The organism is Paenibacillus stellifer (assembly GCF_000758685.1).
In the GTDB taxonomy this organism is placed as follows: domain Bacteria; phylum Bacillota; class Bacilli; order Paenibacillales; family Paenibacillaceae; genus Paenibacillus_AQ; species Paenibacillus_AQ stellifer.
Genome location: NZ_CP009286.1, coordinates 3,782,749 through 3,796,040, shown reverse-complemented (window position 1 = coordinate 3,796,040; position 13,292 = coordinate 3,782,749). Strand labels below are relative to the sequence as shown.

Below are 13,292 nucleotides of genomic sequence, written 5' to 3'. Positions count from 1 at the left end.
TAGGCATATAGAGCGGCGTACAAGCATAGATATGTAGCAAACCATCCGATAGAAGCATGATTTGGGGGGATGGCCTATGGCCAACGAATGGCTTCAATTATTTCCCGAAAAAGTGAGAGCCGCGCTTTCCCGTCTTCCGCTCCAACTGTTGGACAGGGTGGAGGAGATTCGCCTAAGAGAAGGCCGCCCGCTTGAGATCAACTATGAAGGCCGCTATGCCTTTGTAAATGCTGCCGGAGGCGTGGCCTCGGAATCCGAGGCTTACCGGCCCGACCGGGAGGACAGCCACCGGATGCTTGACCTGATCAGCAATCATTCGCTTTATACGATGGAAGAGGAGCTGCGCAAGGGCTTCATTACGATTCCGGGCGGACACCGGATCGGACTGGCCGGCCGGGCGGTACTGAGCGGCGGCAGCGTGGGCCATCTACGCGATATCGCCGGCTTCAACATCCGGATCGCCCGGGAACTGCCCGGCGTCGCCGATCCGGTGCTCCCCCATCTATTCGATGCGGGCGGCCGGAGGGTGCTGCATACGCTGATCATCTCGCCGCCGCAGCATGGCAAGACGACGCTGCTTAGGGATCTTGCCAGGCAAATCTCGTGCGGCGGCACAGGCGCCGGCGTCCGGCGGCCCGGCTTCAAGGTCGGCATCGTGGACGAGCGTTCCGAAATCGCGGGCTGCCGAAGAGGCGTTCCCGCCTTCGACATCGGCCCGAGAACGGACGTGCTGGACGGCTGTCCCAAAGCCGAGGGCATGATGATGATGATCCGGTCACTGTCGCCGGATGTGCTGATCGCAGATGAGATCGGACGCCCGGAGGATGCCGAGGCGGTAATGGAGGCTCTGCATGCCGGAATCACCGTTCTGGCAGCTGCGCATGGCCGGGAGGCGTCGGAGCTTGGCATGCGGCCCGGACTGGGGCGGCTGATCGAGATGGGGCTGTTCGAACGGTATGTCATCCTGAACCGGTCAGGCGGCGAGCTGAGCTGCCGGGTGCTGGACGGCAGGAAGCGTCCGCTCCATGCGGTTCCGGGAATCCGGACAGGGGGGCGGGAGGCATGATCAAGCTGCTGGGCGCCATTCTGATCCTCGCATCCGCAACGCTTGGAGGCTTCACCGCAGCGAGACGCTTTGCGCAGCGGCCCCGCAGCATCCGGGGGCTGATTGCGGCTCTGCAGCGGCTGGAGAGCGAGATCACTTATGGCTATACGCCGCTGCCCGAGGCGATGGGACGCATCGCCGCCCAGTCCCTGGAGCCGCTCCGCAGCCTGTTCCTGGACATCGCGGACGATATGGGCGATCCGCATAACCGGACCGCGCGCGAAGCGGTGGAGCGGGCGGTCCGCTCCCACTGGCAGGCGACCGCGATGAAGGCTCCGGAACGCGAGAGTCTCCGCCAGCTCAGCTTCACGCTGGGCGTCAGCGACCGGCAGGATCAGGCGAATCATATTGCTCTCGCGCTCCGGCAGCTGGCACAGGAGGAGCAGACAGCCCGGGAAGAACAGGCCAAATACGAAAAAATGAGCAGAAGCCTGGGTGTTCTTCTGGGGGCGCTCATCGTCATTCTGATTTGTTAGCGAGGTGCCAGGGATGAATATCGAAGTGAATGCGATCTTCCAAATTGCCGGCATCGGCATCATCATTGCCATGATTCATACCGTTCTGAAGCAGATGGGCAAAGAGGACTTCGCGCACTGGGTCACGGTTATCGGCTTTGTCGTCGTCCTCTTCATGGTCGTGAGGATGCTGGACGGACTGCTGCAGGAAATCAAAACGATTTTCCTTTTTCAATAAACCGCCATGGAAATCATTCAAATTGTTGGTGTCGGACTTCTGGCGACCGTGCTGATCCTGGTCCTCAAGGAACAGAAGCCGGTGTTCGCCTTCCTGCTGGCCACAGTAACCGGAATTCTGATCTTCATGGTGCTGCTCGGCAAAATCGGCGGCGTCATCTCCACACTTCAGCGTCTGGCGGAGTCGTCGGGAATGGAGACGGTGTATCTGAAGACGATCTTCAAAATCATCGGCATCTCCTACATCGCAGAGTTTGGAGCGCAAATCGTCCGGGACGCCGGCCAGGAATCCATTGCCTCCAAGATCGAACTGGCGGGCAAGGTGCTCATTATGACGCTGGCGGTCCCGATTATCGGGATCATTATCGAGACCGTTATGAAGCTGCTGCCGGCCTGATATCCGCAAGGGCTGGACGATTTCCGCGAGAGGAGGAGCCGTTATGGGAAAAAGAGCCGTCTTTCGTCCGCCAAGGTCCGTATCTACCCTTCTGCTTCTTCTGCTCTTCCTGTGCGCGGGAACCGGACTGGCCTTCGCCGAAGCCACAGGTTCAGGCGGAAGCTCTCCGGAAGCTGTAACGGCAACCTCGGATTCAGAGACAGGCTCCGGTGTGCAGGAGTATTCGGGCCTCGATCAGGGTAAGGGGACAGCTTCACAGTCAGGTCTGGCCGCAGAGGCTGAAGGGTTCGCCGGTGACAGTTCCGCTGCGGCGGGCGTTCCGGAGGCGGCTCCTGGCACGAACGGAGCATCCGGCGGCAGCGGCGGGGGATCGTCAGGCGCTGTCAACGAATGGGTCAGAAGCCAGGTCGATGATCTGCCGAAGGACGGCGTCGAAAAATACTGGAACCAGTTAATGAAGGATTACGGCGGGTTTTTTCCGGAAGGTACGACTCCTTCCCTTATGGACATGCTGCTGCCCGGCGGCAAGGGAATCAGCATGCAGAGCGTGCTGTCCGGGCTTCTGAACTATATGTGGCATGAGGTGCTCTTCAACGGCAAGCTCCTTGTCACCATTGTGATGATCAGCGTGCTCAGCATGATACTGGAGACGCTGCAGACGGCGTTCGAGCGAAAGACGGTCAGCAGAGTGGCGTACATGATCTGTTACATGGTGGTGGTCGTTATCGCGGTGAACAGCTTCAGCGTCGCGATTGGCTACGCCAAGGACGCAATCGACAGAATGATTGATTTCATGATGGCCATGGTTCCGCTGCTGTTCGCCCTGCTGGCCTCCATGGGGAACTTCGTCACCGTCTCGGTGACTCACCCGCTGATCGTCTTCATGATTCATCTGGTCGGCATTCTGATCCATACGATGGTGTTCCCGCTGCTGTTCTTCTCGGCAGTGCTTCATCTGGTCAGCTCGATATCGGACAAATATAAGCTTACCCAGCTGGCGAATCTTCTTCGCAACATCGGCACCGGCGTGCTCGGCGTTCTGCTGACCGTGTTTCTCGGGGTCATATCGGTCAGGGGCATTACCAGCTCCGTCACAGACGGCGTAACGCTGCGGGCGGCCAAGTATGTGAGCGGCACCTTCGTTCCTGTCATTGGCAAAATGTTCGCGGACGCCACCGACACTGTCGTTTCCGCGTCGCTCCTGGTCAAGAACGCGATCGGCTTGTCGGGTATTATCATCATCCTGTTCCTGTGCGCGTTTCCGGCCATCAAGATCCTGGTGCTTGCGCTGATCTACAATGTGGCGGGAGCAGTGATGCAGCCGCTTGGCGACACGCCGATCGTAGCGTGCCTGCAGCAGATCGGCAAGAGCATGGTGTATGTGTTCGCAGCGCTGGCGGCTGTCTCGCTGATGTTCTTTCTGGCGGTAACGATTATGGTTGCCGCAGGCAACGTGACGGTGATGATGCGATGAACCGGAGGGGACTGGAGGTGGAGCATGGGCTGGCTCTCGGGATGGCTGCGTGAAGTCATATTGATCGTGCTGATGGCGGGCTTCATCGAGCTTCTGCTGCCTAGCAAATCGATGGAGCGGTATGCAAGGCTGGTGCTGAGCCTGCTGGTTCTGCTGACAATTCTTAGTCCTATCGTCTCTCTGCTTAAAGGAGACGCCGCCTCGCAGCTCAGTCTGGCGCTCAGCCGGACAATTGAGGACGAGGGAGGGAGCAGCGGGAAGGAGAGCCGGGAGCTGGCCGATATTTTGGCTGACGGACGCAAGCTGGCTTCCGGAAGCCGGGAGCAGAGCCTGAAGCTGGCCGCAGGACAGATCGCCGGGCAGATGAAGGAAGAGATTGCGGCGGCGACGGGAAGACGGGGAGTGAAGGTATCGGTATCGCTCGGGATGACCGGCGGCGAGGGCGACGATGTGCCTGTCATTACAAGGGTTGCCGTCAGCTTGCCGTCAAGCGCTCAGGCGGCGGAGAGCAGCACCGCGGGCAGCGGCGAGGGTTCTCCGATCATGGTCGAGCCGGTGGCCGGCATCTCCGTTCAGCTCGGCGACGAGCAGGGGACTCAGCCCGCAGGGCAGAGTGCCAAAGATACGGAGGACACGCAGGATGAGGGGGACCGCGCCGAACAAGAGACCGTAACAGCGCTGCTCGCGAAGAACTGGAGTTTGGACCGGGATGTCATAACAGTGACTGGAACGCCGGATAAACAGTCCTATGCCGGGGCTAACCGGCAGTAACAGGAGGGAAGCAATATGGGCAAATGGCTGAAGAAGCTGGAGGAACTGGTAGGAGGCGGGGAGAATCCGAAGCGGTCTATTACATTCCGCTGGCTTCTAATTCTGGCACTGCTGGGCGTGGCGATTATGCTGTTCAATTCCTTCGTCCATGTGAAGAAGCTGGATAGCGACAATACAGGGAGAGAGCCGCCAGCCTCCCAAAGCTCCCAGGCAACCCTGCAGGAGCAGACCGAGAATGACGCCAGCTCATTTGACGGAATCGAACGGGAAATGGAGAACCGGCTGAAGGGCATTCTGGAGCAAATTGTCGGCGTGGGGACCGTGGATATCATGGTAACCGTGGATTCCACGGAAGAGGTGGTCGTACAGCGCAATGTCAATGACTCGCAGCAGCTCAGCGACGAGACGGACGCGAACGGCGGCAAACGTCATACGACGACCTATACGAGGGATGGAGAGATCGTCACCTACAGCAACTCGGGGGACGAGACTCCGATCGTCACGAAGAAGATCAAGCCCCAGGTCCGGGGCGTTCTGATCGTAGCCAAGGGGGCGGAGAACAAGGTGGTGAAGGGGCTGATCGAGCAAGCAGTTCAAAAAGCGCTCAACGTGCCGAGCTACCGCATCTCCGTTGTACCGAGAAAGCAGGAATAGGCTGTTCCGCGGGACGGGGCGCTGCTCAGCGCTCACCCTGCCCGGCAAGAGTTACTCAATCGCAAGAACATGAATAAGGAGGAAGAAGGATGAACGGAAAAAGACAGACAATCTGGTTGGTGTCCATGCTCAGTTTGATGGTGGTGCTCTCCGCTTACTATTTGTTCACGGAGGACTCGGGAGTCTCATCCCCGAAAGAGACGGCGGGAACGATTCAGGTGGATTCCGTGAAGAACGGCGGGGCAACTCTCGCTGACGGCGGCGCTACAGTCAGCGAAGTAACGCCTCAGGATGCAGCTTCGGCGAATGATTCCTCGGCATCCGCCGGTCAGTCCGCTTCGAGCGATAATACAGCTGCCACGGATATCGGCAGCACCGACGGCACGGACGGCAAGACCACGGCTGATGGCAAGACCACAGCGGACGGCAAGGCCACAGCGGATGCTTCATCCGCAGCCGCAGGAGACAACGGTGCCGCATCGGCAGCCGATGCCGGCACCTCCAAGGGTACAGCCGCTCCATCGGCGGCTGTCCAGAGCCCCGATGCATCTCCCAAGGCTTCTGCCCAATCGGGCAAGACCGGCTCGGATAAATCGGCTTCGGCCGGGGAGAGCAGCGGCGTTTCGAAGAAAGACGCCGCCGTGCTCGATCAGGTCGCCTCGCAGAGCGCTTCGGCTTCCAGCATGTTCACCAACTACCTCTATGAGCGCGAGCAGAACAACCTGAAGGAACAGAATGACCTGATGGCTGTCATCAACGATATGGGCAAGACGCCGGAGGAGAGCGCCGCTGCCCAGCAGCAGTTGAACAAACTTGAGGAGAAGGAATCGAAGATTACAAGCATCGAAGAGCAGCTGCAGCAGCAGTACGGCGACGCCATCGTCAAGGAAGAAGGGGAAGATACCTACAAAGTGGTCGTGCTCAGCGACAAGCTGGATGTGAAGCAGGCCGCGGGCATCATCGATCTGGTTATGAAGGAACTCAGCGTATCCCAGGATAAAGTGAGCGTCCAGCATGTGTCGGAGCAGTAAAATATCGAATAAACAGAACATTTGGCGAAAGAGCCCGGGCTTGTTCCGGGCTCTTTCTATTTCCTGCGTTTATGATATAATACATAACGTCATCCGAAGGTACAGGCTACCGGCCGAGTTATGGTTTCAAGAGAAAGCTGAAGGAGTGAATGGATCGAAATGTTCAAACTAAGCGAAATTAAGGAATTGATCAAACTGCTGGACCAGACTTCCTCCGTCCATGAACTGGAGATTGAGAGCGAAGGAATGAAGCTGGCCATCCGCAAGCCGGACCGGTCCGAAGCTGCGGAAGTGCAAGCAGTTCCGACAGCTCCTTATCCGTATCCCTTTACACCGGCTCCGCAGGCTCCTGTATCCCAGCCGTCCGTCCAGTCGGCTCCGGCCGCAGCCCCTCAGGAATCTGCACCGGCTCCTGCAGAAGGAAATTTACATAAAATCGTATCTCCAATGGTAGGAACGTTCTACACCTCGGCTTCGCCGGATTCTCCTGCTTTCGTCAGCGAAGGAGACAAAGTAACCGAGAAATCGACGGTGTGCATTATAGAGGCAATGAAGCTCATGAACGAACTTGAAGCCGAAGTTCGCGGCGAGATCGTCTCAATTCTGGCCGAGAACGGCCAGCTGGTGGAATATGGCCAGCCGCTGTTCCTGGTGAAACCGGAATAGCCAAATATTTCAACTGGTGACGGATGGCAAGGACCAGCGCCGCATGAGCGGATAATGAGAGGAAAAGGCCGACGTTTCTTATTAGGATCCACTTGGTTATAGCTTCATTTATTAAACTGGACTTAGATTTCTCGGTAAACGTTTGGCGTCAAGAAGACGCCGATAGACGTTTATCCTTGGGAGGATAGACATGAACATCCATAAAGTGCTGATTGCCAATCGGGGCGAAATCGCCGTCCGGATCATTCGCGCCTGCCGCGAACTTGGCATTTCCACCGTAGCCGTCTATTCGGAGCCCGACCGCGATTCGCTTCATGTCCGGCTTGCCGACGAAGCGTACTGCATTGGCCCTACGGCGTCCAAAGACAGTTATTTGAACTTCACGAATATTATGAGCGTCGCAACCCTGACGGAATGCGACGCCATTCATCCCGGCTACGGCTTTCTGGCTGAGAACGCCGATTTCGCCGAAATTTGCGGGTCCTGCAACATCATCTTTATCGGTCCGTCTCCGGAAGCCATCACCCGAATGGGAGACAAGGCTGTCGCGAAGGATACGATGAAGAAAGCGGGAGTTCCCGTCATCCCGGGCTCGGACGGTTTAGTTGAAGACGTGGAGGATGCGGTCCGGCTCGGACGGGAGATCGGCTACCCGATCATCGTCAAAGCGACTGCCGGCGGCGGAGGCAAGGGAATCCGCATTGCCGAGGACGAGGAATCGCTTGTCAAGCAGATCACCGCAGCCCAGCAGGAAGCCCAGAAGGCGTTCGGCAATGCCGGCGTATACCTGGAGAAATACCTGACGGGCATGAAGCATGTCGAGATTCAGATTATCGCCGACAATCACGGCAATGTGGTGTACCTGGGCGAACGTGACTGCTCTGTGCAGCGCCGGCGGCAGAAGCTTGTCGAGGAGGCGCCTTGCCCGGTGCTCACGCCGGATATCCGGCAGGCCATGGGCGAAGCGGCCGTGCGCGCTGCGGAGGCAGTGAGATACTCCGGCGCAGGGACGCTGGAGTTCCTTCTCGGTTCGGACGGGCAATTCTATTTCATGGAGATGAACACCCGCATCCAGGTTGAGCATCCCGTTACCGAGATGGTGACGGGCGTCGATCTGATCAAGGAAATGATTTCGGTAGCGGAGGGCAATCCGCTGACCTTTACGCAGGATGATATCAGAATCAACGGCTGGGCCATCGAGTGCCGGATCAACGCGGAAGATCCGGCGAAGAACTTCATGCCTTCGCCGGGCAAAATCGGATTCTACCTGCCCCCAGGCGGGCTCGGCGTACGCATCGACAGCGCCGCCTACCCCGGATGCACAATATCGCCTTTCTACGACTCCATGATCGCGAAGTTGATCGTCTGGGCGCCGACCCGTCAGGAAGCGGTGCAGAAAATGAAGCGGGCCTTGGGTGAATTTGCCGTGGAAGGCATTCATACGACTATCCCGTTCCATCAGAAGCTTCTGGAGCACCCGGTGTTCCTGGACGGCAACTTCGATATTAAATTCCTGGAGGAATATGAAATTTAGGGCATGGCCGCTTTGTTTGTCATAAAGATCGGCAAATGATATAGTATGTTTAATGAGAAACGAACTTACGCTTAGGCCAGTATGAACTAAGTTGAAAGGTGTGGGGGACAATTATGAGTACAGTGCCTACAGAATTCGAGCGGACGGAAATCGGTGAAATCCAGATCGCTCCCGAGGTAATCGAGATTATCGCGGGACTAGCAACCGTTGAGGTTAAAGGCGTGGCCGGCATGAGCGGCGGATTTGCCGGAGGCATTGTCGAGCTCCTGGGCCGCAAGAACCTTTCGAAGGGCGTTAAAGTAGAAGTCGGCCAACGCGAGGCGGCGGTGGATGTATCCGTTATCGTCGAATACGGCAACCGTCTTCCTGAAGTCGCAGCTGAGATTCAGCGCAACGTCAAGCGTTCCATCGAGACGATGACCGGCCTGACCGTGGTGGAAGTGAATGTCCAAATTCACGATGTTCAGTTCAAGGCCGTCGAGAAGAACACAAGCGTCGAAGATACGGATTCTGCTCTTCGCGTGAAATAAGGACTCTGGCGAGGCAGCCTGAAGAATCCATACATTCCCGGGGTCCCTACCAGGTGTACCTGAGCAAGCATCAAACGACAGCCCCACCAACTGTGTGGGGTTTTCTTTGAACCCCCGACGCTTTCGGTCGAGGGTTTCTCTATTTTAAGGAGGTTATGCGGTTCGTGGCCAAAATTTTGGACAGACTTCTGCTGTTTCTGTACAGCTTAAGCATCGGAATATTATCGGTAATTGCCCTCCTTCTGCTAAGCGGCGTCGTGCCCTGGAATCTGGAGATCCGTGACTGGAACACGGTCTACATCGCTGCGGTCGCCGGCTCGGTCATTCTGTTCCTGCTCAGCATCCGCTTCTTCTATATCTCGCTGCGCCGGGACCGTTCTTCCAGTCTTTCGGTCGATCAGCGGACGGAGTACGGGGATATTCAAATCTCCATGGAGACGATTGAGAATTTAAGTCTGAAGGCCGCAGGACGCGTCAAAGGCATCCGGGATCTGAAGTCGCGCATTCGCGTGTCTCAGGCGGGTCTCGAAATTATGATTCGCGGCGTCGTCGACGGCGATCATTCGCTGCCGCTGCTGACATCGGATATCCAGCGCCAGGTTCATGAATATGTGCAGGAGACGACAGGCGTTCCGGTAGCCGATGTGTCGGTCTACATTGCGAACCTTGCTCAGTCCCCCAGCTTCAAAAGTCGAGTGGAATAGAGGTGGGTTTCCCCTATGCCCTGGAGAGAATTATGGGAAAGTCACGGAGGCAGAATAACGGGAGCGGCTTTTGGTCTGCTGCTAGGCATCATTTATTTAATCAGCGGTTTTTGGGATATGCTGTTCTTTGCACTGGTTGTGTTCATCGGGTATACGCTTGGCGGACGAAAAGACGCACAGGCTCCCCTGTTTCCCTGGCGGGAACTGCTGGAGCGGCTGTCGTCCCGTTGGCGCCCTTTTAAATGAACCGCGCTAAAAGTCTTTCTTTCGGGAGCGTACCGGTTAGCTGTGAATGATCTCCGAATGAGGACTGGCGCGGTTTTTTTTAAAATATAAGACATTATAAGTTGTTGCTTACAATAGGTCTTCTATTTCTCGGTAAATGCACGGCGCCTAAAGGACGCCGTTAGGCGTTTATCCTTGTGATAAGAATTAATAAGCGATTTGCTAAGAAGAAGTCTGTCTGTTAAGGGGGAAGGGACTCTTCGATTTTCGCTCCCCGCCTCTCGTATGGAATTGAAACGTGATGCGGACATTATCAGAGAGAGCCTTGAACGGGTGCATGGAAGCGGTAATCCCCCCGGCCGAACTCCGGCTGTAAGCGCCGAACTCCGGCTGTAAGTATATGAAGGAGGTACTAATGAAAAGACGCGTAGCAAGAGAAATTGTGATTCAAAGTCTGTATCAGATGGAAATGAATGAGGTAGAGAGCAGCGAAGCCGTGACCATGCTGCTGGACGAAGCGGCCGAGGATAACGAGACGGACCGGACAATCGGGGACGAGGCGCTGATGCGGGATTATGTGCTCAGCCATGTCAACGGCATATGGGAAGCCAAGCCTGCGATCGACGACATGCTGGAACACTATTTGAAAGGCTGGCAGATGAGCCGTCTCTCGCGTGTGGACCGTCAAATTTTGCGATTGGCCGCCTATGAAATGATCTATCTGAACGATGTACCGGCCAAAGTTGCCGTCAATGAGGCGATTGAGCTGGCCAAGCATTTTGGTACAGAGGATTCCGGCAAGTTCGTCAACGGCGTACTGGGCAAGATGATTCAGGATCTGGAAGAGCTGAAGGCTAAACATAACTGATCAGCAGGACCGAATGGCTGCAAGCCGCGGGCCTATCCAACTAACTTCAAGAATAAGGGGAGAAGAGTGTCATGACAGCAGCAATCATCAGCGGTAAATTGGTTTCCGAAGAGATTCGTGTAGATATCGCCAAGGAGGTCGCGACGCTCGCGGGGCAAGGCGTTAAGCCGGGCCTGGCCGTTGTACTCGTCGGTGAAGATCCGGGTTCGCAGGTCTATGTGAACAGCAAGGAAAAAACATGCATCAGCCTCGGCTTTCACTCGGTCGTACACCGGCTGCCCGCAACCACCACTCAGGAGCAGCTGCTCGCCTTGGTAGATGAACTGAACAACGACGATGATATCGACGGTATTCTGGTGCAGCTTCCGCTCCCCAAACACATCAACGAAAAAGCGGTAATCGACGCCATTTCCGTAGAGAAGGACGTAGACGGCTTCCATCCGGTCAACGTCGGCAATCTCGTTATCGGCGATGACAGTCTGCTGCCCTGTACGCCTGCCGGCGTCATCGAGCTGATCAAGCGGACGGGCATTGACCTCTCCGGCAAGCATGCGGTTGTTGTCGGACGCAGCAACATTGTCGGCAAGCCGGTATCTCTGCTGCTGCAGCGGGAGAACGCGACAGTTACAATGTGCCATTCCCGTACGACTAATATGGCCGAGCTGTGCAAAATGGCCGATGTGCTCGTGGTGGCAATCGGCCGCGCCAACTTCATCGACGCATCCTATGTGAAGCCGGGCGCGGTTGTAATTGACGTAGGCATGAACCGTCTGGACAACGGCAAGCTGGCGGGAGATGTCGATTACGACAGCGCCAAGGAAGTTGCAGGCTACATAACGCCGGTTCCCGGCGGCGTGGGCCCGATGACCATCACGATGCTGATGGTGAACACCCTGACGGCAGCGAAGCGCCGCCGCGGTCTGGAATAGGGAGCCTTCTCATGGCGGATCGCAAGGTATTTTCCATTAAAGATCTGAACCGGTACATCCGCATGAAGCTGGACTCTGACACCGTGCTGTCCGATGTGTGGATTCGGGGCGAGATTTCGAATTTCACGCATCACGGCAGCGGACATATGTACTTCACGCTGAAGGACGAGAGCAGCCGGATCAAGGCGATCATGTTCGCGTCCCACAACCAGCGGCTGCCGTTCGTACCGAAGGAAGGCTCACGGGTAATCGCCAGAGGAAATGTAACGGTGTATGAGCGGGACGGACAATATCAGTTCTACGCTACCCATATGCAGCCCGACGGCATCGGCAGCCTGTATCTGGCTTACGAGCAGTTGAAGAAGAAGCTGGAGCAGGAGGGGCTGTTCGATCAGGGGCGGAAGCGGCCGCTTCCCCGTTACCCCAAATGCATCGGCGTTGTAACGTCGCCGACGGGAGCGGCGGTCCGGGATATTCTGATTACGCTTCACCGGCGGTTTCCGCAGGTGGAGATTGTCCTGTATCCCGTGCTTGTCCAGGGGAAGACCGCCGCGCCTTCCATCGTGAAGGCGATCCGGAATCTGAACGTCATCGGCGAAGCCGACGTGCTCATTGTCGGCCGGGGCGGCGGCTCGCTGGAGGAGCTGTGGGCGTTCAACGAAGAAGCGGTTGCGCGCGCCATCGCCGAGTCGGACATTCCGGTCATCTCGGCTGTCGGCCACGAGACCGATTTTACGATCGCGGATTTCGCGGCCGACCTGAGGGCCGCGACGCCCACGGCCGCAGCGGAGCTGGCCGTGCCGAGCTCGGCGGAGCTCATGTCGCAGCTCCGCCAGCAGCAGCGCCTGCTGCGCCAGGGCTTGCAGCGGCGCGCGCAGCGCGGCCGCGAGCGGCTGGACGCGCTGCGGCGCTCGCCGGCGCTCACGAATCCGCGCCGGCCCCTGCTCCAGCACGCGCAGCGGCTGGACATGCTCCAGCAGCGGCTGACGCGCGCGCTGGAGTCGAAGGCAGCGCGGGCGCGCGACCGTCAGGCGGTGCTGCATCACCGCCTGGAGCGGCACAGCCCGCGCGAGGGCGTCATCGCCGCGAGGCAGCGCGCCGAATCCGCGAAGCGGGAACTGGCCGCCGCCATGAGGGCGGCCATTGGGAACAAGCGCGCCCGGTTCGCGGCGGAGCTCAAAGCGCTGGACGCGCTGAGCCCGCTTAAAGTCATGGCGCGCGGATACAGCCTGGTCTATGACGAGAAGGAACAGCACCTGATCAAATCGCTGGGCGAGGTTCAGCTCGGCGACCTGGTTGTCGTGAAGCTGGCGGACGGCCAGCTGGACTGCCAGGTATGGGGAATGAAGGAGGATGCGAAGGAACATGGCGAAGGAAGAAGCGGAACTGGGGTTTGAGGAAGCGATGGACCGGCTGGAGCTGATCGTGCGTGAACTGGAGCACGGCGATGTTCCGCTGGAGAAAGCGATTGATCTGTTCCAGCAGGGCATGAAGCTCTCCCAGCTGTGCGGAGCCAAGCTGGAGCAGGTGGAGCGCAAGATCGAGATGATCGTCGAAGAAGACGGAGAACTGCGCAAGAAGCCGTTCGGCGATGCGCTGGAAGGGGCTGCCGATGAATTCTGATTATAGCGGCAGCGGCGCACTTCGCGGAGACGGGCCTGAGGACCGGCCTGCATCGGAAGCTGTGTCCGGTCCCAATGACCGCCGCCAAC

The 13,292-nt window shown here is 57.7% G+C and carries 17 protein-coding genes; all 17 read left to right on the top strand.

The window, feature by feature from the left end; translation table 11 throughout:
- Positions 1 to 76: 76 nt before the first annotated feature.
- The 17 genes from spoIIIAA (at position 77) to xseB (ending at position 13,203) form a co-directional block, all read left to right on the top strand.
- Positions 77 to 1,066 (top strand): stage III sporulation protein AA, encoded by a 990-nt coding sequence (gene spoIIIAA, locus PSTEL_RS17570; RefSeq protein WP_038697303.1) that lies wholly within the window; start codon positions 77 to 79, stop codon positions 1,064 to 1,066.
- Positions 1,063 to 1,581 (top strand): stage III sporulation protein SpoIIIAB, encoded by a 519-nt coding sequence (gene spoIIIAB, locus PSTEL_RS17565; protein WP_038697301.1) that lies wholly within the window; start codon positions 1,063 to 1,065, stop codon positions 1,579 to 1,581. Before spoIIIAA ends, spoIIIAB begins: the two co-directional genes overlap by 4 nt.
- A gap of 13 nt (positions 1,582 to 1,594) precedes the next feature.
- The gene (gene spoIIIAC, locus PSTEL_RS17560; RefSeq protein ID WP_038697299.1) at positions 1,595 to 1,798 is read left to right on the top strand and encodes a stage III sporulation protein AC; all 204 of its coding nucleotides are present in this window, start codon (positions 1,595 to 1,597) and stop codon (positions 1,796 to 1,798) included.
- 6 nt (positions 1,799 to 1,804) lie between these two features.
- Positions 1,805 to 2,194 (top strand): stage III sporulation protein AD, encoded by a 390-nt coding sequence (gene spoIIIAD / locus PSTEL_RS17555; protein ID WP_038697297.1) that lies wholly within the window; start codon positions 1,805 to 1,807, stop codon positions 2,192 to 2,194.
- A gap of 43 nt (positions 2,195 to 2,237) precedes the next feature.
- A complete protein-coding gene (gene spoIIIAE / locus PSTEL_RS17550) occupies positions 2,238 to 3,668 on the top strand; it encodes a stage III sporulation protein AE (protein WP_245624975.1) in 1,431 nt (476 codons plus the stop codon).
- Positions 3,669 to 3,692: 24 nt separating this feature from the next.
- A complete protein-coding gene (spoIIIAF, locus tag PSTEL_RS17545) occupies positions 3,693 to 4,439 on the top strand; it encodes a stage III sporulation protein AF (RefSeq protein ID WP_052098623.1) in 747 nt (248 codons plus the stop codon).
- Between the two features lie 15 nt (positions 4,440 to 4,454).
- The gene (gene spoIIIAG, locus PSTEL_RS17540; protein WP_038697295.1) at positions 4,455 to 5,093 is read left to right on the top strand and encodes a stage III sporulation protein AG; all 639 of its coding nucleotides are present in this window, start codon (positions 4,455 to 4,457) and stop codon (positions 5,091 to 5,093) included.
- 89 nt (positions 5,094 to 5,182) lie between these two features.
- Complete coding sequence (locus PSTEL_RS17535; protein WP_038697293.1) at positions 5,183 to 6,124, top strand: SpoIIIAH-like family protein; 942 nt, start codon at positions 5,183 to 5,185, stop codon at positions 6,122 to 6,124.
- 159 nt (positions 6,125 to 6,283) lie between these two features.
- Positions 6,284 to 6,790, top strand: a complete 507-nt coding sequence (gene accB, locus PSTEL_RS17530; protein WP_038697291.1) for an acetyl-CoA carboxylase biotin carboxyl carrier protein — start codon at positions 6,284 to 6,286, stop codon at positions 6,788 to 6,790.
- Between the two features lie 190 nt (positions 6,791 to 6,980).
- Entirely contained in the window at positions 6,981 to 8,324 is a 1,344-nt protein-coding gene (gene accC / locus PSTEL_RS17525) for an acetyl-CoA carboxylase biotin carboxylase subunit (protein WP_038697289.1), read from the top strand.
- 113 nt (positions 8,325 to 8,437) lie between these two features.
- Entirely contained in the window at positions 8,438 to 8,854 is a 417-nt protein-coding gene (locus PSTEL_RS17520; RefSeq protein WP_038697287.1) for an Asp23/Gls24 family envelope stress response protein, read from the top strand.
- A 164-nt stretch (positions 8,855 to 9,018) separates the two neighbouring features.
- Positions 9,019 to 9,558, top strand: coding sequence for an alkaline shock response membrane anchor protein AmaP (gene amaP / locus PSTEL_RS17515; protein WP_038701168.1), 540 nt, complete (start codon positions 9,019 to 9,021; stop codon positions 9,556 to 9,558).
- A 15-nt stretch (positions 9,559 to 9,573) separates the two neighbouring features.
- On the top strand, positions 9,574 to 9,804 hold the full coding sequence (locus PSTEL_RS17510) for a DUF2273 domain-containing protein (protein WP_038697285.1): 231 nt from the start codon (positions 9,574 to 9,576) through the stop codon (positions 9,802 to 9,804).
- Positions 9,805 to 10,198: 394 nt separating this feature from the next.
- Positions 10,199 to 10,651: a transcription antitermination factor NusB gene (nusB, locus tag PSTEL_RS17505; RefSeq protein ID WP_038697283.1), complete on the top strand. Its 453-nt coding sequence runs from the start codon at positions 10,199 to 10,201 to the stop codon at positions 10,649 to 10,651.
- A gap of 71 nt (positions 10,652 to 10,722) precedes the next feature.
- Positions 10,723 to 11,580, top strand: a complete 858-nt coding sequence (gene folD, locus PSTEL_RS17500; protein ID WP_038697281.1) for a bifunctional methylenetetrahydrofolate dehydrogenase/methenyltetrahydrofolate cyclohydrolase FolD — start codon at positions 10,723 to 10,725, stop codon at positions 11,578 to 11,580.
- Positions 11,581 to 11,591: 11 nt separating this feature from the next.
- Entirely contained in the window at positions 11,592 to 12,977 is a 1,386-nt protein-coding gene (xseA, locus tag PSTEL_RS17495) for an exodeoxyribonuclease VII large subunit (protein ID WP_038697279.1), read from the top strand.
- The gene (gene xseB, locus PSTEL_RS17490) at positions 12,946 to 13,203 is read left to right on the top strand and encodes an exodeoxyribonuclease VII small subunit (protein WP_038697277.1); all 258 of its coding nucleotides are present in this window, start codon (positions 12,946 to 12,948) and stop codon (positions 13,201 to 13,203) included. Before xseA ends, xseB begins: the two co-directional genes overlap by 32 nt.
- Positions 13,204 to 13,292 lie beyond the last annotated feature (89 nt).